This window comes from Escherichia sp. WS3063, assembly GCF_046486595.1.
GTDB lineage: Bacteria > Pseudomonadota > Gammaproteobacteria > Enterobacterales > Enterobacteriaceae > Escherichia > Escherichia coli.
In genome coordinates this window covers 101566-125888 of the sequence record NZ_JBJQKY010000012.1, presented here as the reverse complement: position 1 = coordinate 125888, position 24323 = coordinate 101566, and the positions used below count along the sequence as shown (strand labels likewise).

Here is a 24323-nt window from a genome sequence, read left to right as displayed (position 1 = left end):
TTACTCCTGATTCACGCGATTAAGCTTGCCCACAGCGGCAGCCATTAACACTTCCTGGGTGGCCTGCTCACGAGTAAATTCCCCGCTGAGATGCCCTTCATGCATGACGATGATGCGATCGCTCATGCCTAATACTTCTGGCATCTCCGATGACACCAGAATGATGCTCAAGCCATCGGCTTTGAACTGGTTAATCAGTTGATAGATCTCTTTTTTCGCGCCGACATCTACGCCACGGGTAGGCTCATCGAGGATCAACACTTTGGGGCGTGTCATCAGACCACGGGCAATCGCCACTTTTTGCTGATTGCCACCGGAGAGCAGACCAATTGCCTGTTCCATTGACGGCGTTTTCACATTAAACAGACGAATGAAATCACTTACTGCCTGCTGTTCATCGGCATGCTTCAAACTGCCGCCAGCGCGGCTGAAGTAGCGCAGCGCTGTCAGCGACATGTTCTCTTTTACTGACATGCCCAGCACTAAACCGTCACGTTTACGGTCTTCGGAGATATACACAATGCCGTTTGCCAGGCCATCCTGCGGTGAACGGGTAACGACTTCATGCCCATCCAGGGTGACGTAACCGCTGGTGCGCGGCAGTGCGCCGTAGAGCACTTTCATCAGTTCGGTACGACCTGCACCCATCAAACCAGAGACGCCAAGAATTTCGCCTTTGCGTAAAGTAAAAGAGACATCGTTAACGCCAGGTCCGCAGAGATTATCGACTTTCAGGCGAATATCTCCTGGCGCTTTGTCCAGGTGCGGATATTGATCTTCCAGCTTGCGACCCACCATCATCTCAATCAGCGAATCTTCGGTCAGTGATGCTACTTCACGCTCAGCAATAAATTGCCCGTCACGAAAAACGGTAACGTCATCGCAAATCTCGAAGATTTCTTTCATGCGGTGGGAGATATAGACAATACCGCGGCCTTGCGATTTCAGCTCGCGGATGACGCGGAACAAGGATTCGGTTTCGGTATCGGTCAGCGCATCGGTCGGTTCATCCATAATGATGACTTTCGACTCAAAGCTCAGCACTTTGGCGATTTCAACCATTTGCTGGTCACCGATGGAAAGATCGCCCACCAGCTTGTCGCTTTTAAAGCGCAGGTTAAGTTTAGCCAGCAATTTATCCGCTTCGGCATACATGGTTTTCCAGTCAATTTTGCCAAAGCGATTAACAAACTCACGACCGAGGAAAATGTTTTCGGCAATGGTTAACTGCGGGATCAGGTTCAGTTCCTGGTGGATAATCCCAATCCCGGCTTCCTGGGAAGATTTCGGCCCGGTAAATGTCGTTTCTTTCCCCAGCCATAAAAGCGTGCCGGCATCGCGAGTATAGATACCAGTAAGCACTTTCATCATGGTGGATTTACCCGCGCCGTTTTCGCCCACCAGCGCCATCACGCGGCCCGGATAGACATTTAACGCTGCGCCCGAGAGGGCTTTTACGCCCGGGAAGGCTTTATCGATGCCTTTAAGCTGAAGTAATGCTTCCATGACGGCCTCAGAACGTCACGCCAGCACAGAGAATGATATTCGCATACGGAGAACATTCTCCGCTGCGAATTACCGCCTGACTTTCTGCGGTTTGTTGTTTGAATTGTTCATGCGTGGTGTAACGAATTTCAATGGTATTTCCCTGGTGTTTTTGCAGCTGCTCAAGGTGAGTGAGCAACGTTTCGTGGAGTTGCGGATTATGTTGTTTGATCTCTTCCGCGATAATGGCAGCTTCGACCTGCATTTCATTTGTGACGACGCCCAGCACCTGCATAAAAGAAGGTACCCCCTGGGTTAATGCCATATCGATACGCGTTGTACTTTTGGGGATGGGTAAACCAGCATCACACACCACCAGCGTATCGGTATGTCCCAGACGGGAGATCACCGATGAAATATCAGAATTAAGAACGGTGCCTTTTTTCATTTTTTTCTCCATCAGCGAAACGTTTCGCTGACCCGCAGTTTAATCCTGACTGAGTTGGGAAAACCATCGTGACGTTACGGAAATGTGATCAACTTCGAAACGTTTTACATGGTGATTAACCATGAAAACAAAAACGCCCCCTTATGGAGAAAGGAGGCGTCTGGCGTTAGATTTCGACCTGAGTACCCAGTTCGATAACCCTGTTTGGCGGGATTTCAAATTGATCCGGCGCACGCAGCGCATTACGTTGCAGCAGCAAGTACAGCTTGCCGCGCAGACGCAAATACCACGGGCGTTTGCCGAGGATCAACGACTCATGCGACATAAAGAAGGAGGTTTCCATCATCCGGCAACTTAATCCTTCCAGACCGCAGCGGTGGAAAACTTCTTCCACGTTTGGCGTTTCTCGCCAACCATAACTTGCCACCACGCGCCAGAAAGTGGGCGACAGTTGTTCAATCTGTACCCGACGGACGTTATGGACATAAGGCGCGTCTTCGGTGCGCAGAGTTAACAGAATCACCCGCTCATGCAATACCTTGTTATGTTTAAGGTTATGCATCAGCGCAAAGGGAATGACGTTGATTGCACGTGACATATACACCGCGGTCCCGGGCACGCGAACAGGCGGTGATTTCTCCAGCGAAGCAATCATCGCTTCCAGAGAGTTACCATGTTCATGCATCCGCCGCAGCAAGCGGAAACGCTCGCTCTTCCAGGTGGTCATCACGATAAACATCACCGTACCGAGGCTCAATGGCAACCAGCCGCCGGAGAGCAGTTTATCGAGGTTAGCGGTGAACAATGGAATATCGACACAAAGGAAAGCAATCAGGATCAGCGCAACAAAATACTTATTCCAGTGCCAGTTCTGACGTGCCACGGTAGTCGAGAGAATAGACGTCAGCACCATGGTTCCGGTCACCGCAATCCCGTACGCCGCCGCCAGGTTGCTGGAGTGCTCAAAGCTGACAATCACAATCACGACCGCGACATAGAGCATCCAGTTCACAAACGGAATATAGATTTGCCCTGACTCCATTTCGGAGGTGTGAATAATGCGCATCGGCGACAAATATCCCAGACGTACCGCCTGACGCGTCAATGAGAAGACGCCAGAGATAACCGCCTGCGAGGCAATTACCGTCGCCAGTGCGGCGATGATCAGCAGCGGGATCAGCGCCCAGTCCGGTGCCAACAGGAAGAACGGGTTCTTAATCGCTTCCGGGTTCTTTAGCAACAGCGCTCCCTGGCCGAAGTAATTAAGGGTTAAGGAAGGTAATACGACGGTGAACCACGCCAGGCGAATAGGGAACTTACCAAAGTGCCCCATATCGGCATACAGCGCCTCGACCCCCGTAATCGACAGCACCACTGCCCCTAATGCAATAAAAGAAACCGTTTTGTATTCAAGGAAGAAATGCACCGCCCACATCGGATTCAGTGCATGCAGCACTTCCGGGTTAGCAATAATGCTACGTAACCCCAGCCCTGCCAGAATCAAAAACCAGGTCAGCATGATCGGCGCAAACAGCTTACCGACCATAGCCGTGCCATGTTTTTGAATCATAAATAATAAAGTGAGAACGATAATTGAGAGGGGAACTATCCAGGTATCCAGCTGCGGGGCGACGATTTCCAGACCTTCAATGGCTGACATCACCGAAATAGCGGGTGTTATGACGACTTCACCATAGAAAAAGCTGCCGCCGATTAGCCCCATAATCACCAGCATTGATGTGGTTCGCGCCGACGTATTACGCCCGGCAAGCGACATCAACGTCAGGATCCCCCCTTCACCGGCGTTATCTGCCCGCATCACGAAGGTGAGATATTTAATGGAAACCACAAAGATTAGCAGCCAGAAGATCAGCGATAAAAAGCCAAACACGGCATCGCGTTCAACGCCAAAACCAAACTGGCCGGACAAACATTCACGAAGTGTATATAACGGGCTGGTACCAATATCGCCGTAGACAACTCCAATCGCCGCGAGGGTAATCGCGGGCAATGATTGCTTATTATCAGTGCTCATAGACTAGTCTTTCGTTGAAATATGAAATGTGTGCTTAGTCCCTTGGCCCACAAAAAAGCGCACAGTATGCACGATTAACGGCAAAATCGTACTCCTAAATGCGGCCACATTAACCTGGCTCAAAGAAAAATACCCCCCCTTTGAGACTATTTTAGCCACCAGCAAGAAACGTCTATACTCGCAATTTACGCAGAACTTTTGACGAAAGGACGCCACTTCATTATGGCTCACCCTCATTTATTAGCGGAAAGAATTTCCCGCCTGAGCAGTTCGTTGGAAAAGGGGCTTTATGAACGTAGCCACGCCATCCGCTTGTGTTTATTAGCGGCATTAAGTGGTGAAAGTGTGTTCCTCCTTGGCCCGCCAGGTATTGCCAAAAGTTTGATCGCCCGGCGCTTAAAATTCGCCTTTCAGAATGCCCGCGCGTTTGAATATCTGATGACTCGCTTCTCCACGCCGGAAGAGGTTTTTGGTCCCCTTTCTATTCAGGCGCTAAAAGATGAAGGGCGCTATGAACGTTTAACCAGCGGTTACCTGCCGGAAGCAGAAATCGTCTTTCTGGATGAGATCTGGAAAGCGGGTCCGGCAATTCTTAATACCCTGCTCACCGCCATTAACGAGCGCCAGTTCCGCAACGGTGCACACGTAGAAAAAATCCCGATGCGCCTGCTGGTGGCGGCCTCCAACGAGCTGCCGGAAGCAGACAGCAGTCTGGAAGCGTTATATGACCGCATGCTGATTCGTCTGTGGTTAGATAAAGTGCAGGATAAAGCGAATTTCCGCTCCATGCTGACCAGTCAACAGGATGAAAACGACAATCCGGTTCCTGCCTCCTTGCAGGTCACAGATGAAGAATATGAACGCTGGCAGAAAGAGATTGGTGAAATTACGCTGCCCGATCATGTATTTGAGCTGATTTTTATGCTGCGCCAGCAACTGGATAAATTACCGGATGCGCCTTATGTCTCGGATCGTCGCTGGAAAAAAGCGATTCGATTATTGCAGGCCAGCGCCTTTTTTAGCGGTCGCAGTGCTGTTGCCCCGGTTGATCTCATTTTGCTGAAAGATTGCCTGTGGTATGACGCGCAAAGCCTGAATTTGATACAACAACAAATCGATGTATTGATGACCGGTCATGCCTGGCAACAGCAAGGGATGTTGACCCGCCTGGGCGCGATTGTGCAACGTCACCTGCAACTACAGCAGCAACAAAGCGATAAAACAGCCTTAACGGTAATTCGTCTGGGCGGCATTTTCAGCCGTCGTCAGCAGTATCAACTCCCTGTTAACGTTACTGCTTCCACTCTGACTCTGCTGCTGCAAAAACCGTTAAAACTGCATGATATGGAAGTGGTTCATATCACCTTTGAGCGTAGCGCGCTGGAACAGTGGCTGAGCAAAGGTGGTGAAATTCGCGGCAAACTAAACGGTATCGGCTTTGCCCAGAAACTGAATCTGGAAGTTGATAGCACCCAACATCTTGTTGTACGCGATGTAAGTTTACAAGGCAGTACGCTGGCACTTCCCGGTTCATCGGCTGAAGGTCTGCCAGGTGAAATAAAACAACAACTGGAAGAGCTTGAAAGCGACTGGCGCAAGCAACACGCTTTATTCAGCGAACAGCAAAAATGTCTGTTTATCCCTGGCGACTGGTTAGGTCGCATTGAAGCCAGCCTACAGGATGTCGGTGCACAGATTCGCCAGGCGCAACAATGCTAACGCTGGATACGCTTAATGTGATGCTGGCCGTCAGCGAAGAGGGATTGATCGAAGAGATGATCATCGCGCTGCTGGCCTCACCGCAGCTGGCGGTCTTCTTTGAAAAATTCCCACGACTGAAGGCGGCTATCACTGATGATGTTCCCCGCTGGCGTGAGGCGCTGCGCAGTCGGCTGAAAGATGCCCGAGTCCCGCCGGAACTCACCGAAGAGGTGATGTGCTATCAGCAAAGCCAGCTCCTCTCCACGCCGCAGTTTATTGTGCAGCTACCACAGATCCTGGACTTACTGCATCGTCTGAATTCCCCATGGGCAGAACAAGCCCGACAGTTGGTTGATGCTAACAGTACGATCACTTCAGCGTTACACACGCTTTTTCTCCAGCGCTGGCGTTTAAGCCTGATCGTGCAAGCAACGACGTTAAATCAGCAGCTATTAGAAGAAGAACGCGAACAACTGTTGAGTGAAGTTCAGGAACGCATGACGCTGAGCGGGCAACTTGAACCGATTCTCGCAGATAACAATACCGCAGCTGGTCGTCTGTGGGATATGAGCGCCGGTCAGCTTAAACGTGGCGACTATCAGTTGATTGTGAAATACGGTGAATTTCTTAACGAACAGCCGGAACTGAAACGTCTGGCAGAACAGCTGGGGCGTTCCCGGGAAGCCAAATCAATACCGCGCAACGATGCGCAGATGGAAACCTTCCGCACCCTGGTGCGCGAACCGGCGACGGTTCCTGAGCAGGTTGATGGTCTGCAACAAAGCGATGATATTTTACGTCTCCTGCCGCCAGAACTGGCGACACTAGGGATAACAGAACTGGAGTATGAGTTTTACCGTCGGCTGGTGGAAAAACAGTTGCTCACCTATCGCCTGCACGGTGAGTCATGGCGAGAAAAAGTGATCGAACGTCCGGTGGTACATAAAGATTACGACGAACAGCCGCGCGGACCGTTTATTGTCTGTGTGGATACTTCCGGCTCAATGGGCGGCTTTAATGAACAGTGTGCGAAAGCGTTCTGCCTGGCCTTGATGCGCATTGCTCTCGCTGAAAACCGGCGCTGCTATATTATGCTATTTTCCACCGAGATCGTCCGTTATGAGCTTTCAGGCCCACAAGGCATCGAACAAGCAATCCGTTTTTTAAGCCAGCAGTTTCGTGGCGGCACCGATCTGGCCAGTTGTTTTCGCGCCATTATGGAACGCTTGCAAAGCCGGGAATGGTTTGATGCCGATGCGGTGGTGATTTCTGATTTTATCGCCCAGCGATTGCCTGACGACGTGACGAGCAAAGTGAAAGAGTTGCAGCGGGTACATCAGCATCGCTTTCATGCCGTGGCGATGTCGGCACATGGCAAACCCGGCATCATGCGCATTTTCGATCATATCTGGCGCTTTGATACCGGGATGCGAAGCCGCCTGCTCAGACGCTGGCGGCGATAAATTATTACAGCAGAGAAGGGACGCTCTCGCGAACAGCTGCCGGCCATACACCACACTGAACCTGGCCGATATGTGGCAGTTGCAGCAGCAGCATGGTCAAACGAGACTGCCCGATACCGCCGCCGATGGTCTGCGGCATTTCACCGCGCAGCAGCGCCTGATGCCACTCCAGCTGCAGGCGATCTTCGTCACCGGTCAGCGCCAGCTGATGCTTCAGCGTGTCGGCATCCACGCGGATCCCCATGGAAGAAAGCTCAAACGCATCTTCCAGTACCGGGTTCCATACCAGAATATCGCCGTTCAGACCCGCATGGCCCAGCTCTGACGGGGTGCTCCAGTCATCATAATCCGGTGCGCGCACGTCGTGGCGATGACCATCACTCAACTTGCCGCCAATCCCGACGAGGAATACCGCGCCAAGATCTTTCGCAATCGCCCGCTCACGCCCTTTGGCATCGAGATCCGGATAACGAGACAGTAACTCCTGGCTGTGTACGAAGTGGATCTGATCCGGCAGGAACGGTGCCAGGCCAAACTCTTCGCTAACTGCAGCTTCGGTTGCTTTAATTCCCGCCCAGATCGCCTCTACCGTGCTTTTCAGAGTCGAGAATTGACGCTCGCCGTCGCCCATTACGCGTTCCCAGTCCCACTGATCAACATAGACCGAGTGCAACGGGGAAAGACGGTCTTCATCGGGGCGAAGGGCTTTCATGTGCGTGTACAGCCCTTCGCCCGCGCTGAAGTCGTGTTGCCCTAAGGTCTGACGTTTCCACTTCGCCAGTGAATGAACCACTTCGAACTGGGCATCAGGCAGAGCTTTCACTTTTACCTGCACCGCTTTTTCACAGCCCGACAAGTTATCCTGCGTGCCATCCCCCACACGGCTAAGAATCGGCGCCTGGACTTCGATCAGCCCCAGACGTTCTTCCAGTTGACGAGAAAAGTGAGATTTCACGAAGCTAATTTGACGTTGTTTGGCAATGTAAGCGGTTTTCATTTTTTATACTCCTGCGTCCTGTTGCTTATGATTAAGCAACAAAAACCGACATACATGCAATAATCATTCAATAAAAAGCCTAACGTACTTTTGATTCATTAAAAAAGAAGGCTAAAATAGAATGAATCATCAATCCGCATAAGAAAATCCTATGGAAAATTATCTGATCGACAATCTGGACCGAGGCATCCTGGAAGCATTAATGGGCAATGCGCGCACCGCTTACGCCGAACTGGCGAAACAATTTGGCGTCAGTCCGGGGACGATTCACGTTCGAGTAGAGAAAATGAAGCAGGCGGGGATCATTACCGGGGCGCGTATTGATGTCAGCCCGAAGCAGCTTGGTTATGACGTAGGCTGCTTTATCGGCATTATATTAAAGAGCGCCAAAGACTATCCTTCCGCGCTGGCAAAGCTGGAAAGCCTCGATGAAGTCACTGAAGCCTATTACACAACCGGCCACTACAGCATCTTTATAAAAGTGATGTGCCGTTCGATCGATGCTCTCCAGCATGTACTTATCAACAAGATCCAAACAATTGATGAAATTCAGTCCACCGAGACACTGATCGTCCTGCAGAACCCGATCATGCGTACCATTAAGCCCTGATCGGCTTTTTTAATCCCATACTTTTCCACAGGTAGATCCCAACGCGTTCACAGCGTACAATACGCCACTCTTAATAAAGGTGGCGGTTTATGGCAGATATCACTCTTATCAGCGGCAGCACCCTCGGCGGTGCCGAATATGTAGCAGAACACCTGGCTGAAAAGCTGGAAGAGGCGGGTTTTACCACCGAAACGCTGCACGGTCCGCTGTTGGAAGATTTATCTGCCTCGGGGATCTGGCTGGTTATCAGCTCCACCCACGGTGCCGGAGATATTCCGGACAACCTTTCTCCTTTCTATGAAGCATTGCAGGAACAGAAGCCCGATCTTTCTGCGGTCCGCTTTGGCGCAATCGGTATTGGTAGTCGTGAATATGACACCTTTTGTGGGGCTATTGATAAACTCGAGGCTGAACTCAAAAATTCCGGTGCAAAACAGACGGGCGAAACACTGAAGATCAACATTCTTGATCACGACATTCCGGAAGATCCGGCAGAAGAATGGCTGGGATCGTGGATTAATTTACTCAAATAAGTATACAGATCGTGCGATCCACTGTGGATAACTCTGTCAGGAAGCTTGGATCAACCGGTAGTTATCCAAAGAACAACGGTTGTTCAGTTTTTGAGTTGTGTATAACCCCTCATTCTGATCCCAGCTTATACTGTCCAGGATCACCGATCATTCACAGTTAATGATCCTTTCCAGGTTGTTGATCTTAAAAGCCGGATCCTTGTTATCCACAGGGCAGTGCGATCCTAATAAGAGATCACAATAGAACAGATCTCTAAATAAATAGATCTTCTTTTTAATACCCAGGATCCCAGGTCTTTCTCAAGCCGACAAAGTTGAGTAGAATCCACGGCCCGGGCTTCAATCCATTTTCATACCGCGTTATGCGAGGCAATCACCATGTTTTATCCGGATCCTTTTGACGTCATCATCATTGGCGGGGGTCATGCAGGCACCGAGGCCGCGATGGCCGCGGCGCGTATGGGTCAACAGACTCTGCTTTTGACACACAATATCGACACTCTGGGGCAGATGAGCTGCAACCCGGCGATCGGCGGTATTGGGAAGGGACATCTGGTAAAAGAAGTGGATGCACTCGGCGGTCTGATGGCGAAAGCGATCGATCAAGCGGGTATCCAGTTTAGGATACTAAACGCAAGCAAAGGACCGGCGGTTCGCGCTACCCGAGCTCAGGCGGATCGTGTGCTCTACCGTCAGGCGGTACGTACGGCGCTGGAGAACCAACCGAACCTGATGATCTTCCAGCAGGCGGTTGAAGATCTTATTGTCGAAAACGATCGCGTGGTCGGTGCTGTTACCCAAATGGGACTGAAGTTCCGTGCCAAAGCCGTCGTGCTCACCGTTGGGACGTTCCTCGACGGTAAAATTCATATCGGTCTGGATAATTACAGCGGTGGCCGTGCTGGTGATCCGCCGTCCATTCCGCTTTCTCGCCGTTTGCGTGAACTGCCGCTGCGCGTTGGTCGTCTGAAAACCGGGACACCACCGCGTATTGATGCTCGAACTATCGACTTTAGTGTGCTGGCGCAACAGCATGGCGATAACCCAATGCCGGTATTCTCGTTTATGGGCAATGCGTCCCAGCATCCCCAGCAGGTGCCGTGTTATATCACTCATACCAACGAGAAAACCCATGATGTGATCCGCAGTAACCTCGATCGTAGCCCAATGTATGCAGGGGTGATCGAAGGTGTCGGCCCACGCTACTGCCCGTCGATCGAAGACAAAGTCATGCGCTTCGCCGACAGAAATCAGCATCAGATCTTCCTTGAACCGGAAGGACTGACCTCTAATGAAATTTATCCGAACGGTATCTCCACCAGCCTGCCGTTCGATGTGCAGATGCAAATCGTCCGCTCCATGCAGGGGATGGAAAACGCGAAGATCGTGCGTCCGGGTTATGCCATTGAGTATGACTTCTTCGATCCACGCGACCTGAAACCGACGCTGGAGAGCAAGTTTATCCAGGGGCTGTTCTTTGCTGGTCAGATTAACGGCACTACCGGTTACGAAGAAGCCGCTGCGCAAGGTTTGCTGGCTGGTCTTAACGCTGCCCGTCTGTCTGCAGACAAAGAAGGTTGGGCTCCGGCGCGTTCTCAGGCGTATCTCGGCGTACTGGTTGATGACCTGTGCACTTTAGGAACCAAAGAACCGTATCGTATGTTTACCTCGCGCGCAGAATATCGTCTGATGCTGCGCGAAGATAATGCGGATCTGCGTTTGACTGAAATCGGTCGTGAACTGGGCCTGGTGGATGACGAACGTTGGGCGCGCTTTAACGAGAAACTTGAGAATATCGAGCGTGAGCGTCAGCGTCTGAAATCGACCTGGGTAACCCCGTCGGCGGAAGCTGCAGCCGAAGTGAATGCTCACCTGACTGCGCCACTTTCCCGTGAAGCCAGTGGTGAAGATCTGCTGCGTCGTCCGGAAATGACTTATGAAAAATTAACCACGCTGACGCCGTTTGCCCCTGCGTTGACAGACGAACAGGCGGCGGAACAGGTTGAGATTCAGGTTAAATACGAAGGTTATATCGCGCGCCAGCAAGATGAGATCGAAAAGCAACTGCGTAACGAGAACACCCTGCTACCAGCGACGCTGGATTACCGCCAGGTATCCGGTCTTTCTAACGAAGTGATCGCCAAACTTAACGATCACAAACCGGCCTCTATTGGCCAGGCTTCGCGTATTTCTGGCGTCACGCCTGCGGCTATCTCCATTCTGCTGGTGTGGCTGAAAAAACAGGGTATGCTGCGTCGTAGCGCATAACGCATTAAAAATGCCTGGTAAGCACCCGCTTACCAGGCAACGCATCAAGAACAGGTAATCACCGTGCTCAACAAACTCTCCTTACTGCTGAAAGACGCAGGTATTTCGCTTACCGATCACCAGAAAAACCAGCTTATTGCCTACGTGAATATGCTGCATAAATGGAATAAAGCGTACAACCTGACTTCGGTTCGCGATCCTAATGAGATGCTGGTACGCCATATTCTCGATAGCATTGTGGTAGCTCCGTATCTGCAAGGTGAACGGTTTATCGATGTCGGCACCGGGCCAGGACTGCCTGGCATTCCACTCTCTATCGTGCGTCCTGAAGCCCACTTCACGTTGTTGGATAGCCTTGGTAAACGCGTGCGTTTCCTTCGTCAGGTGCAACATGAGCTTAAACTGGAGAATATTGAGCCAGTACAGAGCAGGGTAGAAGAGTTTCCGTCAGAGCCGCCATTTGATGGCGTAATTAGCCGCGCTTTTGCCTCTCTGAACGATATGGTGAGCTGGTGCCACCATCTTCCAGGTGAGCAAGGCCGTTTCTACGCGCTGAAAGGGCAAATGCCGGAAGATGAAATCGCTTTGTTGCCCGAAGAATATCAGGTCGAATCAGTGGTTAAACTTCAGGTTCCAGCCCTGGATGGCGAACGTCATCTGGTGGTGATTAAAGCAAATAAAATTTAATTTTTATCAAAAAAATCATAAAAAATTGACCGGTTAGACTGTTAACAACAACCAGGTTTTCTACTGATATAACTGGTTACATTTAACGCCACGTTCACTCTTTTGCATCAACAAAGTAACGTGGCTTTTTTTGGTAAGCAGAAAATAAGTCATAAGTGAAAATATCAGTCTGCTAAAAATCGGCGCTAAGAATCATCATTGGCTGTTAAAACATTATTAAAAATGTCAATGGGTGGTTTTTGTTGTGTAAATGTCATTTATTAAAACAGTATCTGTTTTTAGACTGAAATATCATAAACTTGCAAAGGCATCATTTGCCAAGTAAATAAATATGCTGTGCGCGAACATGCTCAATATGTGATCTGAAGCACGCTTTATCACCAGTGTTTACGCGTTATTTACAGTTTTTCATGATCGAACAGGGTTTGCAGAAAAGTCGCAATTGTATGCACTGGAAAAATATTTAAACATTTATTCACCTTTTGGCTACTTATTGTTTGAAATCACGGGGGCGCACCGTATAATTTGACCGCTTTTTGATGCTTGACTCTAAGCCTTAAAGAAAGTTTTATACGACACGCGGCATACCTCGAAGGGAGCAGGAGTGAAAAACGTGATGTCTGTGTCGCTCGTGAGTCGAAACGTTGCTCGGAAGCTTCTGCTCGTTCAGTTACTGGTGGTGATAGCAAGTGGATTGCTGTTCAGCCTCAAAGACCCCTTCTGGGGCGTCTCTGCAATAAGCGGGGGCCTGGCAGTCTTTCTGCCTAACGTTTTGTTTATGATATTTGCCTGGCGTCACCAGGCGCATACACCAGCGAAAGGCCGGGTGGCCTGGACATTCGCATTTGGCGAAGCTTTCAAAGTTCTGGCGATGTTGGTGTTACTGGTGGTGGCGTTGGCGGTTTTAAAGGCGGTATTCTTGCCGCTGATCGTTACGTGGGTTTTGGTGCTGGTGGTTCAGATACTGGCACCGGCTGTAATTAACAACAAAGGGTAAAAGGCATCATGGCTTCAGAAAATATGACGCCGCAGGATTACATAGGACACCACCTGAACAACCTTCAGCTGGACCTGCGTACATTCTCGCTGGTGGATCCACATAACCCCCCAGCCACCTTCTGGACAATCAATATTGACTCCATGTTCTTCTCGGTGGTGCTGGGTCTGTTGTTCCTGGTTTTATTCCGTAGCGTAGCCAAAAAGGCGACCAGCGGTGTGCCAGGTAAGTTTCAGACCGCGATTGAGCTGGTGATCGGCTTTGTTAATGGTAGCGTGAAAGACATGTACCATGGCAAAAGCAAGCTGATTGCTCCGCTGGCCCTGACGATCTTCGTCTGGGTATTCCTGATGAACCTGATGGATTTACTGCCTATCGACCTGCTGCCGTACATTGCTGAACATGTACTGGGTCTGCCTGCACTGCGTGTGGTTCCGTCTGCGGACGTGAACGTAACGCTGTCTATGGCACTGGGCGTATTTATCCTGATTCTGTTCTACAGCATCAAAATGAAAGGCATCGGCGGCTTCACGAAAGAGTTGACGCTGCAGCCGTTCAATCACTGGGCGTTCATTCCTGTCAACTTAATCCTTGAAGGGGTAAGCCTGCTGTCCAAACCAGTTTCACTCGGTTTGCGACTGTTCGGTAACATGTATGCCGGTGAGCTGATTTTCATTCTGATTGCTGGTCTGTTGCCGTGGTGGTCACAGTGGATCCTGAATGTGCCGTGGGCCATTTTCCACATCCTGATCATTACGCTGCAAGCCTTTATCTTCATGGTTCTGACGATCGTCTATCTGTCGATGGCGTCTGAAGAACATTAATTTACCAACACTACTACGTTTTAACTGAAACAAACTGGAGACTGTCATGGAAAACCTGAATATGGATCTGCTGTACATGGCTGCCGCTGTGATGATGGGTCTGGCGGCAATCGGTGCTGCGATCGGTATCGGCATCCTCGGGGGTAAATTCCTGGAAGGCGCAGCGCGTCAACCTGATCTGATTCCTCTGCTGCGTACTCAGTTCTTTATCGTTATGGGTCTGGTGGATGCTATCCCGATGATCGCTGTAGGTCTGGGTCTGTACGTGATGTTCGCTGTCGCGTAGTAAGCGTTGCTTTTATTTAAAGAGCAATATCAGAACGTTAACTAAATAGAGGCATTGTGCTGTGAATCTTAACGCAACAATCCTCGGCCAGGCCATCGCGTTTGTCCTGTTCGTTCTGTTCTGCATGAAGTACGTATGGCCGCCATTAATGGCAGCCATCGAAAAACGTCAAAAAGAAATTGCTGACGGCCTTGCTTCCGCAGAACGAGCACATAAGGACCTTGACCTTGCAAAGGCCAGCGCGACCGACCAGCTGAAAAAAGCGAAAGCGGAAGCCCAGGTAATCATCGAGCAGGCGAACAAACGCCGCTCGCAGATTCTGGACGAAGCTAAAGCTGAAGCAGAGCAGGAACGTACTAAAATCGTGGCCCAGGCGCAGGCGGAAATTGAAGCCGAGCGTAAACGTGCCCGTGAAGAGCTGCGTAAGCAAGTTGCTATCCTGGCTGTTGCTGGCGCCGAGAAGATCATCGAACGTTCCGTGGATGAAGCTGCTAACAGCGACATCGTGGATAAACTTGTCGCTGAACTGTAAGGAGGGAGGGGCTGATGTCTGAATTTATTACGGTAGCTCGCCCCTACGCCAAAGCAGCTTTTGACTTTGCCGTCGAACACCAAAGTGTAGAACGCTGGCAGGACATGCTGGCGTTTGCCGCCGAGGTAACCAAAAACGAACAAATGGCAGAGCTTCTCTCTGGCGCGCTTGCGCCAGAAACGCTCGCCGAGTCGTTTATCGCAGTTTGTGGTGAGCAACTGGACGAAAACGGTCAGAACCTGATTCGGGTAATGGCTGAAAATGGTCGTCTTAAGGCGCTCCCGGATGTTCTGGAGCAGTTTATTCACCTGCGTGCCGTGAGTGAGGCTACCGCTGAGGTAGACGTCATTTCCGCTGCCGCACTGAGTGAACAACAGCTCGCGAAAATTTCTGCTGCGATGGAAAAACGTCTGTCACGCAAAGTTAAGCTGAATTGCAAAATCGATAAGTCTGTAATGGCAGGCGTTATCATCCGAGCGGGTGATATGGTCATTGATGGCAGCGTACGCGGTCGTCTTGAGCGCCTTGCAGACGTCTTGCAGTCTTAAGGGGACTGGAGCATGCAACTGAATTCCACCGAAATCAGCGAACTGATCAAGCAGCGCATTGCTCAGTTCAATGTTGTGAGTGAAGCTCACAACGAAGGTACTATTGTTTCTGTAAGTGACGGTGTTATCCGCATTCACGGCCTGGCCGATTGTATGCAGGGTGAAATGATCTCCCTGCCGGGTAACCGTTACGCTATCGCACTGAACCTCGAGCGCGACTCTGTAGGTGCGGTTGTTATGGGTCCGTACGCTGACCTTGCCGAAGGCATGAAAGTTAAGTGTACTGGCCGTATCCTGGAAGTTCCGGTTGGCCGTGGCCTGCTGGGCCGTGTGGTTAACACTCTGGGTGCACCAATCGACGGTAAAGGTCCGCTGGATCACGACGGCTTCTCTGCTGTAGAAGCAATCGCTCCGGGCGTTATCGAACGTCAGTCCGTAGATCAGCCGGTACAGACCGGTTATAAAGCCGTTGACTCCATGATCCCAATTGGTCGTGGTCAGCGTGAATTGATCATCGGTGACCGTCAGACCGGTAAAACCGCACTGGCTATCGATGCCATCATCAACCAGCGCGATTCCGGTATCAAATGTATCTATGTCGCTATCGGCCAGAAAGCGTCCACCATTTCTAACGTGGTACGTAAACTGGAAGAGCACGGCGCACTGGCTAACACCATCGTTGTGGTAGCAACCGCGTCTGAATCCGCTGCACTGCAATATCTGGCTCCGTATGCCGGTTGCGCAATGGGCGAATACTTCCGTGACCGCGGTGAAGATGCGCTGATCATTTACGATGACCTGTCTAAACAGGCTGTTGCTTACCGTCAGATCTCCCTGCTGCTCCGTCGTCCGCCAGGACGTGAAGCATTCCCGGGCGACGTATTCTACCTCCACTCTCGTCTGCTGGAGCGTGCTGCGCGTGTTAACGCCGAATACGTTGAAGCCTTCACCAAAGGTGAAGTGAAAGGGAAAACCGGTTCTCTGACCGCGCTGCCGATTATCGAAACTCAGGCGGGTGACGTTTCTGCGTTCGTTCCGACCAACGTAATCTCCATTACCGATGGTCAGATCTTCCTGGAAACCAACCTGTTCAACGCCGGTATTCGTCCTGCGGTTAACCCGGGTATTTCCGTATCCCGTGTTGGTGGTGCAGCACAGACCAAGATCATGAAAAAACTGTCCGGTGGTATCCGTACCGCTCTGGCACAGTATCGTGAACTGGCAGCGTTCTCTCAGTTTGCATCCGACCTTGACGATGCAACACGTAAGCAGCTTGACCACGGTCAGAAAGTGACCGAACTGCTGAAACAGAAACAGTATGCGCCGATGTCCGTAGCGCAACAGTCTCTGGTTCTGTTCGCAGCAGAACGTGGTTACCTGGCGGATGTTGAACTGTCGAAAATCGGCAGTTTCGAAGCCGCTCTGCTGGCTTACGTCGACCGTGATCACGCTCCGTTGATGCAAGAGATCAACCAGACCGGTGGCTACAACGACGAAATCGAAGGCAAGCTGAAAGGCATCCTCGATTCCTTCAAAGCAACCCAATCCTGGTAACGTCTGGCGGCTTGCCTTAGGGCAGGCCGCAAGGCATTGAGGAGAAGCTCATGGCCGGCGCAAAAGAGATACGTAGTAAGATCGCAAGCGTCCAGAACACGCAAAAGATCACTAAAGCGATGGAGATGGTCGCCGCTTCCAAAATGCGTAAATCGCAGGATCGCATGGCGGCCAGCCGTCCTTATGCAGAAACCATGCGCAAAGTGATTGGTCACCTTGCACACGGTAATCTGGAATATAAGCACCCTTACCTGGAAGACCGCGACGTTAAACGCGTGGGCTACCTGGTGGTGTCGACCGACCGTGGTTTGTGCGGTGGTTTGAACATTAACCTGTTCAAAAAACTGCTGGCGGAAATGAAGACCTGGACCGACAAAGGCGTTCAATGCGACCTCGCAATGATCGGCTCGAAAGGCGTGTCGTTCTTCAACTCCGTGGGCGGCAATGTTGTTGCCCAGGTCACCGGCATGGGGGATAACCCTTCCCTGTCCGAACTGATCGGTCCGGTAAAAGTGATGTTGCAGGCCTACGACGAAGGCCGTCTGGACAAGCTTTACATTGTCAGCAACAAATTTATTAACACCATGTCTCAGGTTCCGACCATCAGCCAGCTGCTGCCGTTACCGGCATCAGATGATGATGATCTGAAACATAAATCCTGGGATTACCTGTACGAACCCGATCCGAAGGCGTTGCTGGATACCCTGCTGCGTCGTTATGTCGAATCTCAGGTTTATCAGGGCGTGGTTGAAAACCTGGCCAGCGAGCAGGCCGCCCGTATGGTGGCGATGAAAGCCGCGACCGACAATGGCGGCAGCCTGATTAAAGAGCTGCAGTTGGTATACAACAAAGCTCGTCAGGCCAGCATTACTCAGGAACTCACCGAGATCGTCTCGGGGGCCGCCGCGGTTTAAACAGGTTATTTCGTAGAGGATTTAAGATGGCTACTGGAAAGATTGTCCAGGTAATCGGCGCCGTAGTTGACGTCGAATTCCCTCAGGATGCCGTACCGCGCGTGTACGATGCTCTTGAGGTGCAAAATGGTAATGAGCGTCTGGTGCTGGAAGTTCAGCAGCAGCTCGGCGGCGGTATCGTGCGTACCATCGCAATGGGTTCCTCCGACGGTCTGCGTCGCGGTCTGGATGTAAAAGACCTCGAACACCCGATCGAAGTCCCGGTAGGTAAAGCGACTCTGGGCCGTATCATGAACGTACTGGGTGAACCGGTCGACATGAAAGGCGAGATCGGTGAAGAAGAGCGTTGGGCGATTCACCGCGCAGCACCTTCCTACGAAGAGCTGTCAAACTCTCAGGAACTGCTGGAAACCGGTATCAAAGTTATCGACCTGATGTGTCCGTTCGCTAAGGGCGGTAAAGTTGGTCTGTTCGGTGGTGCGGGTGTAGGTAAAACCGTAAACATGATGGAGCTTATTCGTAACATCGCGATCGAGCACTCCGGTTACTCTGTGTTTGCGGGCGTAGGTGAACGTACTCGTGAGGGTAACGACTTCTACCACGAAATGACCGACTCCAACGTTATCGACAAAGTATCCCTGGTGTATGGCCAGATGAACGAGCCGCCGGGAAACCGTCTGCGCGTTGCTCTGACCGGTCTGACCATGGCTGAGAAATTCCGTGACGAAGGTCGTGACGTTCTGCTGTTCGTTGACAACATCTATCGTTACACCCTGGCCGGTACGGAAGTATCCGCACTGCTGGGCCGTATGCCTTCAGCGGTAGGTTATCAGCCGACCCTGGCGGAAGAGATGGGCGTTCTGCAGGAACGTATCACCTCCACCAAAACTGGTTCTATCACCTCCGTACAGGCAGTATACGTACCTGCGGATGACTTGACTGACCCGTCTCCGGCAACCACCTTTGCGCACCTTGACGCAACCGTGGTACTGAGCCGTCAGATCGCGTCTCTGGGTATCTACCCGGCCGTTGACCCGCTGGACTCCACCAGCCGTCAGCTGGACCCGCTGGTGGTTGGTCAGGAACACTACGACACCGCGCGTGGCGTTCAGTCCATCCTGCAACGTTATCAGGAACTGAAAGACATCATCGCCATCCTGGGTATGGATGAACTGTCTGAAGAAGACAAACTGGTGGTAGCGCGTGCTCGTAAGATCCAGCGCTTCCTGTCCCAGCCGTTCTTCGTGGCAGAAGTATTCACCGGTTCTCCGGGTAAATACGTCTCCCTGAAAGACACCATCCGTGGCTTTAAAGGCATCATGGAAGGCGAATACGATCACCTGCCGGAGCAGGCGTTCTACATGGTCGGTTCCATCGAAGAAGCTGTGGAAAAAGCCAAAAAACTTTAACGCCTTAATCGGAGGGTGATATGGCAATGACTTACCACCTGGACGTCGTCAGTGCAGAGCAACAAATGTTCTCTGGTCTGGTCGAGAAAATCCAGGTAACGGGTAGCGAAGGTGAACTGGGGATCTACCCTGGCCACGCACCGCTGCTCACCGCCATTAAGCCTGGTATGATTCGCATCGTGAAACAGCACGGTCACGAAGAGTTTATCTATCTGTCTGGCGGCATTCTTGAAGTGCAGCCTGGCAACGTGACCGTTCTGGCCGACACCGCAATTCGCGGCCAGGATCTCGACGAAGCGCGAGCCATGGAAGCGAAACGTAAGGCTGAAGAGCACATTAGCAGCTCTCACGGCGACGTAGATTACGCTCAGGCGTCTGCGGAACTGGCCAAAGCGATCGCGCAGCTGCGCGTTATCGAGTTGACCAAAAAAGCGATGTAACACCGGCTTGAAAAGCACAAAAGCCAGTCTGGAAACAGGCTGGCTTTTTTTACGCGTGACCCGTCCTGAAGAGCGTTCACATAGATCCTGCTGATATAAAACCCCCTGTTTTCCCGTTTATTCATTGATCGAAATAAGAGCAAAAACATCCACCTGACGCTTAAATGAAGGTATTGCCTTAATTTTCTGCAGACAAAAGGCGTGACGATGGTCGAAAATGGCGCTTTCGTCAGCGGGGATAATCCGTTATTGAACAATTTATCCTCTGTCCATTTCACGATGAAAAAAATGTAGTTTTTTCAAGGTGAAGCGGTTTAAATTCGTTCTCAAATTACAGTCAGGACGCGTATGTTGAATAATGCTATGAGCGTAGTGATCCTTGCCGCAGGTAAAGGCACGCGCATGTATTCCGATCTTCCGAAAGTGCTGCATACCCTTGCCGGGAAAGCGATGGTTCAGCATGTCATTGATGCTGCGAATGAATTAGGCGCAGCGCACGTTCACCTGGTGTACGGTCACGGCGGCGATCTGCTTAAGCAGGCGCTGAAAGACGACAACCTGAACTGGGTGCTTCAGGCAGAGCAGCTGGGTACGGGTCATGCAATGCAGCAGGCCGCACCTTTCTTTGCCGATGATGAAGACATTTTAATGCTCTACGGCGACGTGCCGCTGATCTCTGTCGAAACACTCCAGCGCCTGCGTGATGCTAAACCGCAGGGTGGCATTGGTCTGCTGACGGTAAAACTGGATGATCCGACCGGTTATGGACGTATCACCCGTGAAAACGGCAAAGTTACCGGCATTGTTGAGCACAAAGACGCCACCGACGAGCAGCGTCAGATTCAGGAGATCAACACCGGCATTCTGATTGCCAACGGCGCTGATATGAAACGCTGGCTGGCGAAGCTGACCAACAATAACGCGCAGGGCGAATACTACATCACCGACATTATTGCGCTGGCGTATCAGGAAGGACGTGAAATCGTCGCCGTTCATCCGCAACGTTTAAGCGAAGTAGAAGGCGTGAATAACCGCCTGCAACTCTCCCGACTGGAGCGCGTTTACCAGTTCGAACAGGCTGAAAAACTGCTGTTAGCAGGCGTTATGCTGCGCGATCCGGCGCGTTTTGATCTGCGCGGTACGCTTACTCACGGGCGCGATGTTGAAATTGATACTAACGTTATCATCGAGGGCAACGTGACTCTCGGTCATCGCGTGAAAATCGGCACCGGTTGTGTGATTAAAAACAGCGTGATTGGCGATGATTGCGAAATTAGCCCGTATACCGTTGTGGAAGACGCGAATCTGGCGGCGGCCTGTACCATTGGCCCGTTTGCCCGTCTGCGTCCTGGTGCTGAGTTGCTGGAAGGTGCACACGTCGGTAACTTCGTTGAGATGAAAAAAGCGCGTCTGGGTAAAGGCTCGAAAGCCGGGCATCTGACTTATCTGGGCGATGCGGAAATTGGCGATAACGTTAACATCGGCGCGGGAACCATTACCTGCAACTACGACGGTGCGAATAAATTTAAGACCATTATCGGCGACGATGTGTTTGTCGGTTCCGACACTCAGCTGGTGGCCCCGGTAACAGTAGGCAAAGGCGCGACCATTGCTGCGGGTACAACTGTGACGCGTAATGTCGGCGAAAATGCCCTGGCGATCAGCCGTGTGCCGCAGACTCAGAAAGAAGGCTGGCGTCGTCCGGTAAAGAAAAAGTAATTCTGGCTGGGAAATCCGGTCATATGGGATGAGGAGATAACATAATCTCCCGCCCACAAGCAGTAACTATAAAAATAACCCCACTCTCTACAAGGCTCGGGGCGCCCGAAAAAACGGGCATACAGGTTGACCGACAACGATATAAATCGGAATCAAAAACTATGTGTGGAATTGTTGGCGCGATCGCGCAACGTGATGTAGCAGAAATCCTTCTTGAAGGTTTACGTCGTCTTGAATACCGCGGATATGACTCTGCCGGTCTGGCCGTTGTTGATGCAGAAGGTCATATGACCCGCCTGCGTCGCCTCGGTAAAGTCCAGATGCTGGCTCAGGCAGCGGAAGAACATCCTCTGCATGGCGGCACCGGTATTGCTCATACTCGCTGGGCAACCCACGGTGAACCTTCAGAAGCTAACGCGCATCCGCATGTTTCTGAACACATTGTGGTGGTGCATAACGGCATCATCGAAAACCATGAACCGCTGCGTGAAGAGTTAAAAGCGCGTGGCTATACCTTCGTTTCTGAAACCGACACCGAAGTGATTGCCCATCTGGTGAACTGGGAGCTGAAACAAGGCGGTACTCTGCGTGAGGCAGTTCTGCGTGCTATCCCGCAACTGCGTGGTGCGTACGGTACAGTGATCATGGACTCCCGTCACCCGGATACCCTGCTGGCGGCACGTTCTGGTAGCCCGCTGGTGATTGGTCTGGGCATGGGCGAAAACTTTATCGCTTCTGACCAGCTGGCGTTGCTGCCGGTGACCCGTCGCTTTATCTTCCTTGAAGAGGGCGATATTGCGGAAATCACTCGCCGTTCGGTAAACATCTTCGATAAAACTGGCGCGGAAGTAAAACGTCAGGATATCGAATCCAATCTGCAATATGACGCGGGCGATAAAGGTATTTACCGCCACTATATGCAGAAAGAGATCTACGAACAGCCGAACGCGATCAAAAACACCCTTACCGGGCGCATCAGCCACGGTCAGGTAGATTTAAGCGAGCTGGGACCGAACGCCGACGAACTGCTGTCGAAGGTTGAGCATATTCAGATCCTCGCCTGCGGTACTTCTTACAACTCCGGTATGGTTTCCCGTTACTGGTTTGAATCGTTGGCAGGCATTCCGTGCGACGTTGAAATCGCCTCTGAATTCCGCTATCGCAAATCTGCTGTGCGTCGCAATAGCTTGATGATCACTCTGTCGCAGTCTGGCGAAACCGCGGATACCCTGGCGGGCCTGCGTCTGTCGAAAGATCTGGGTTACCTTGGTTCGCTGGCTATCTGTAACGTTCCGGGTTCTTCTCTGGTACGCGAATCTGATCTGGCGCTGATGACCAACGCCGGTACGGAAATCGGCGTGGCGTCTACTAAAGCATTCACCACCCAGTTAACTGTGCTGTTGATGCTGGTGGCGAAGCTGTCTCGCCTGAAAGGTCTGGATGCCTCCATTGAACATGACATCGTGCATGGTCTGCAGGCGCTGCCGAGCCGTATTGAGCAGATGCTGTCTCAGGACAAACGCATTGAAGCGCTGGCAGAAGATTTCTCTGACAAACATCACGCGCTGTTCCTGGGCCGTGGCGATCAGTACCCAATCGCGCTGGAAGGTGCATTGAAGCTGAAAGAGATCTCTTACATTCACGCTGAAGCCTACGCTGCTGGCGAACTGAAACACGGTCCGCTGGCGCTGATAGATGCCGATATGCCGGTTATCGTCGTTGCACCGAACAACGAATTGCTGGAAAAACTGAAATCCAACATTGAAGAAGTTCGCGCGCGTGGCGGTCAGTTGTATGTCTTCGCCGATCAGGATGCGGGTTTTGTGAGCAGTGACAACATGCACATCATTGAGATGCCGCATGTGGAAGAGGTGATTGCACCGATCTTCTACACCGTTCCGCTGCAACTACTGGCTTACCACGTTGCGCTGATCAAAGGCACCGACGTTGACCAGCCGCGTAACCTGGCAAAATCGGTAACGGTTGAGTAATATCTCTCGTTGATAGAAAAGGGCTGCCGACCGGCGGCCCTTTTTTTATAAGTGATATCAATAATTCCATTATTCATATACCCATTGATATAAATATATTCTGAATTATTGATAATGTCTGATAATAAACTTGATTTCTTGCTGTTTTAATAATATTTAAATAATAAATTTATATTTAAGATTGAGTAATTAATATTATTTTTAGATAAAACTATCTCATTGGTGTACTATGCCTGTGAATCAAAGCACACTTATTATTTTAAGTGATGATTCATGGTAAAGGATATATTATATCAATGGAGTTTTTATGAAGCGTAATATTATAGGCGGTGCATTCACTCTGGCATCTTTAATGCTGGCCGGACATGCACTGGCAGAAGATGGTGTTGTTCACTTCGTCGGTGAAATTGTCGACACTACTTGTGAAGTTACCTCCGATACAGCCGATCAAACCGTCCCACTGGGTAAAGTCAGTAAAAATGCTTTTTCAGGTGTAGGTAGTCTGGCGTCACCACAGCAGTTCAGTATTAAGCTTGAAAAGTGCCCGGCAACCTACACTCAGGCAGCCGTTCGTTTTGATGGTACAGAAGCGCCTGGCGGCGACGGCGACCTGAAAGTGGGTACGCCGCTTACAGCGGGCAACCCTGGCGATTTTACCGGTACAGGACAAGCGATTGCGGCAACGGGTGTCGGTATTCGTATTTTTAACCAGTCAGATAACTCGCAGGTTAAACTTTATAACGATTCTGCCTATACCGCTATCGACGCGGAAGGCAAGGCTGAAATGAAGTTTATTGCACGCTATGTGGCAACCAATGCAACCGTAACGGCGGGTACGGCGAACGCCGATTCACAATTTACTGTCGAATATAAGAAATAATT

The 24323-nt window shown here is 51.1% G+C and carries 22 protein-coding genes; 18 read left to right on the top strand and 4 right to left on the bottom strand.

All coding sequences use genetic code 11. The features are described from left to right. The 3 genes from rbsA to kup all read right to left on the bottom strand — a co-directional run bounded on the left by rbsA (position 1) and on the right by kup (position 3968). Positions 1–1506, bottom strand: a complete 1506-nt coding sequence (rbsA, locus tag ACJHYW_RS13890) for a ribose ABC transporter ATP-binding protein RbsA (protein WP_000387770.1) — start codon at positions 1504–1506, stop codon at positions 1–3. 7 nt (positions 1507–1513) lie between these two features. Further along, on the bottom strand, positions 1514–1933 hold the full coding sequence (gene rbsD, locus ACJHYW_RS13885) for a D-ribose pyranase (protein WP_000715936.1): 420 nt from the start codon (positions 1931–1933) through the stop codon (positions 1514–1516). A 166-nt stretch (positions 1934–2099) separates the two neighbouring features. Beyond that, positions 2100–3968 carry a low affinity potassium transporter Kup gene (gene kup / locus ACJHYW_RS13880; RefSeq protein ID WP_000102319.1) on the bottom strand — a complete coding sequence of 623 codons (1869 nt, stop codon included), beginning with the start codon at positions 3966–3968 and terminating at the stop codon, positions 2100–2102. 222 nt (positions 3969–4190) lie between these two features. Here kup and ravA point away from each other — a divergent pair, with 222 nt between their 5' ends. Continuing rightward, entirely contained in the window at positions 4191–5687 is a 1497-nt protein-coding gene (gene ravA / locus ACJHYW_RS13875; protein WP_001361792.1) for an ATPase RavA, read from the top strand. Then, entirely contained in the window at positions 5681–7132 is a 1452-nt protein-coding gene (viaA, locus tag ACJHYW_RS13870; RefSeq protein WP_000956632.1) for an ATPase RavA stimulator ViaA, read from the top strand. The genes ravA and viaA overlap by 7 nt, the downstream gene beginning before the upstream one ends. Positions 7133–7136: 4 nt before the next feature. On the opposite strand, the gene asnA is transcribed toward viaA, so the two are convergent. After that, positions 7137–8129 carry an aspartate--ammonia ligase gene (gene asnA / locus ACJHYW_RS13865; protein ID WP_000845107.1) on the bottom strand — a complete coding sequence of 331 codons (993 nt, stop codon included), beginning with the start codon at positions 8127–8129 and terminating at the stop codon, positions 7137–7139. Positions 8130–8280: 151 nt separating this feature from the next. Between asnA and asnC the strand changes: the two genes are divergently transcribed. The 16 genes from asnC to lpfA-O113 all read left to right on the top strand — a co-directional run bounded on the left by asnC (position 8281) and on the right by lpfA-O113 (position 24321). Continuing rightward, complete coding sequence (gene asnC, locus ACJHYW_RS13860) at positions 8281–8739, top strand: transcriptional regulator AsnC (RefSeq protein ID WP_000432970.1); 459 nt, start codon at positions 8281–8283, stop codon at positions 8737–8739. An 89-nt stretch (positions 8740–8828) separates the two neighbouring features. Beyond that, a complete protein-coding gene (mioC, locus tag ACJHYW_RS13855; RefSeq protein WP_000763742.1) occupies positions 8829–9272 on the top strand; it encodes an FMN-binding protein MioC in 444 nt (147 codons plus the stop codon). Between the two features lie 378 nt (positions 9273–9650). Then, positions 9651–11540, top strand: a complete 1890-nt coding sequence (mnmG, locus tag ACJHYW_RS13850; RefSeq protein ID WP_000499788.1) for a tRNA uridine-5-carboxymethylaminomethyl(34) synthesis enzyme MnmG — start codon at positions 9651–9653, stop codon at positions 11538–11540. 63 nt (positions 11541–11603) lie between these two features. After that, a complete protein-coding gene (rsmG, locus tag ACJHYW_RS13845) occupies positions 11604–12227 on the top strand; it encodes a 16S rRNA (guanine(527)-N(7))-methyltransferase RsmG (protein ID WP_000932839.1) in 624 nt (207 codons plus the stop codon). Between the two features lie 616 nt (positions 12228–12843). Next, on the top strand, positions 12844–13224 hold the full coding sequence (gene atpI, locus ACJHYW_RS13840; RefSeq protein WP_000116695.1) for a F0F1 ATP synthase subunit I: 381 nt from the start codon (positions 12844–12846) through the stop codon (positions 13222–13224). A gap of 8 nt (positions 13225–13232) precedes the next feature. Continuing rightward, positions 13233–14048 carry a F0F1 ATP synthase subunit A gene (atpB, locus tag ACJHYW_RS13835; RefSeq protein ID WP_000135618.1) on the top strand — a complete coding sequence of 272 codons (816 nt, stop codon included), beginning with the start codon at positions 13233–13235 and terminating at the stop codon, positions 14046–14048. Between the two features lie 46 nt (positions 14049–14094). Then, entirely contained in the window at positions 14095–14334 is a 240-nt protein-coding gene (gene atpE / locus ACJHYW_RS13830; protein WP_000429386.1) for a F0F1 ATP synthase subunit C, read from the top strand. 61 nt (positions 14335–14395) lie between these two features. Next, on the top strand, positions 14396–14866 hold the full coding sequence (atpF, locus tag ACJHYW_RS13825; protein ID WP_001052219.1) for a F0F1 ATP synthase subunit B: 471 nt from the start codon (positions 14396–14398) through the stop codon (positions 14864–14866). A gap of 14 nt (positions 14867–14880) precedes the next feature. After that, complete coding sequence (gene atpH, locus ACJHYW_RS13820; protein ID WP_001288583.1) at positions 14881–15414, top strand: F0F1 ATP synthase subunit delta; 534 nt, start codon at positions 14881–14883, stop codon at positions 15412–15414. A gap of 12 nt (positions 15415–15426) precedes the next feature. Continuing rightward, positions 15427–16968, top strand: coding sequence for a F0F1 ATP synthase subunit alpha (gene atpA / locus ACJHYW_RS13815; protein WP_001176745.1), 1542 nt, complete (start codon positions 15427–15429; stop codon positions 16966–16968). 50 nt (positions 16969–17018) lie between these two features. Then, positions 17019–17882 carry a F0F1 ATP synthase subunit gamma gene (gene atpG / locus ACJHYW_RS13810; protein WP_000896498.1) on the top strand — a complete coding sequence of 288 codons (864 nt, stop codon included), beginning with the start codon at positions 17019–17021 and terminating at the stop codon, positions 17880–17882. A gap of 26 nt (positions 17883–17908) precedes the next feature. Beyond that, positions 17909–19291: a F0F1 ATP synthase subunit beta gene (gene atpD, locus ACJHYW_RS13805; protein ID WP_000190506.1), complete on the top strand. Its 1383-nt coding sequence runs from the start codon at positions 17909–17911 to the stop codon at positions 19289–19291. A gap of 20 nt (positions 19292–19311) precedes the next feature. Next, positions 19312–19731, top strand: coding sequence for a F0F1 ATP synthase subunit epsilon (locus tag ACJHYW_RS13800; RefSeq protein WP_001251965.1), 420 nt, complete (start codon positions 19312–19314; stop codon positions 19729–19731). A gap of 348 nt (positions 19732–20079) precedes the next feature. Further along, entirely contained in the window at positions 20080–21450 is a 1371-nt protein-coding gene (gene glmU / locus ACJHYW_RS13795) for a bifunctional UDP-N-acetylglucosamine diphosphorylase/glucosamine-1-phosphate N-acetyltransferase GlmU (RefSeq protein ID WP_000933723.1), read from the top strand. Between the two features lie 161 nt (positions 21451–21611). Next, positions 21612–23441: a glutamine--fructose-6-phosphate transaminase (isomerizing) gene (glmS, locus tag ACJHYW_RS13790; protein ID WP_000334081.1), complete on the top strand. Its 1830-nt coding sequence runs from the start codon at positions 21612–21614 to the stop codon at positions 23439–23441. 307 nt (positions 23442–23748) lie between these two features. Further along, the gene (gene lpfA-O113, locus ACJHYW_RS13785) at positions 23749–24321 is read left to right on the top strand and encodes a long polar fimbria major subunit LpfA-O113 (protein WP_000827811.1); all 573 of its coding nucleotides are present in this window, start codon (positions 23749–23751) and stop codon (positions 24319–24321) included. Positions 24322–24323: the final 2 nt, after the last annotated feature.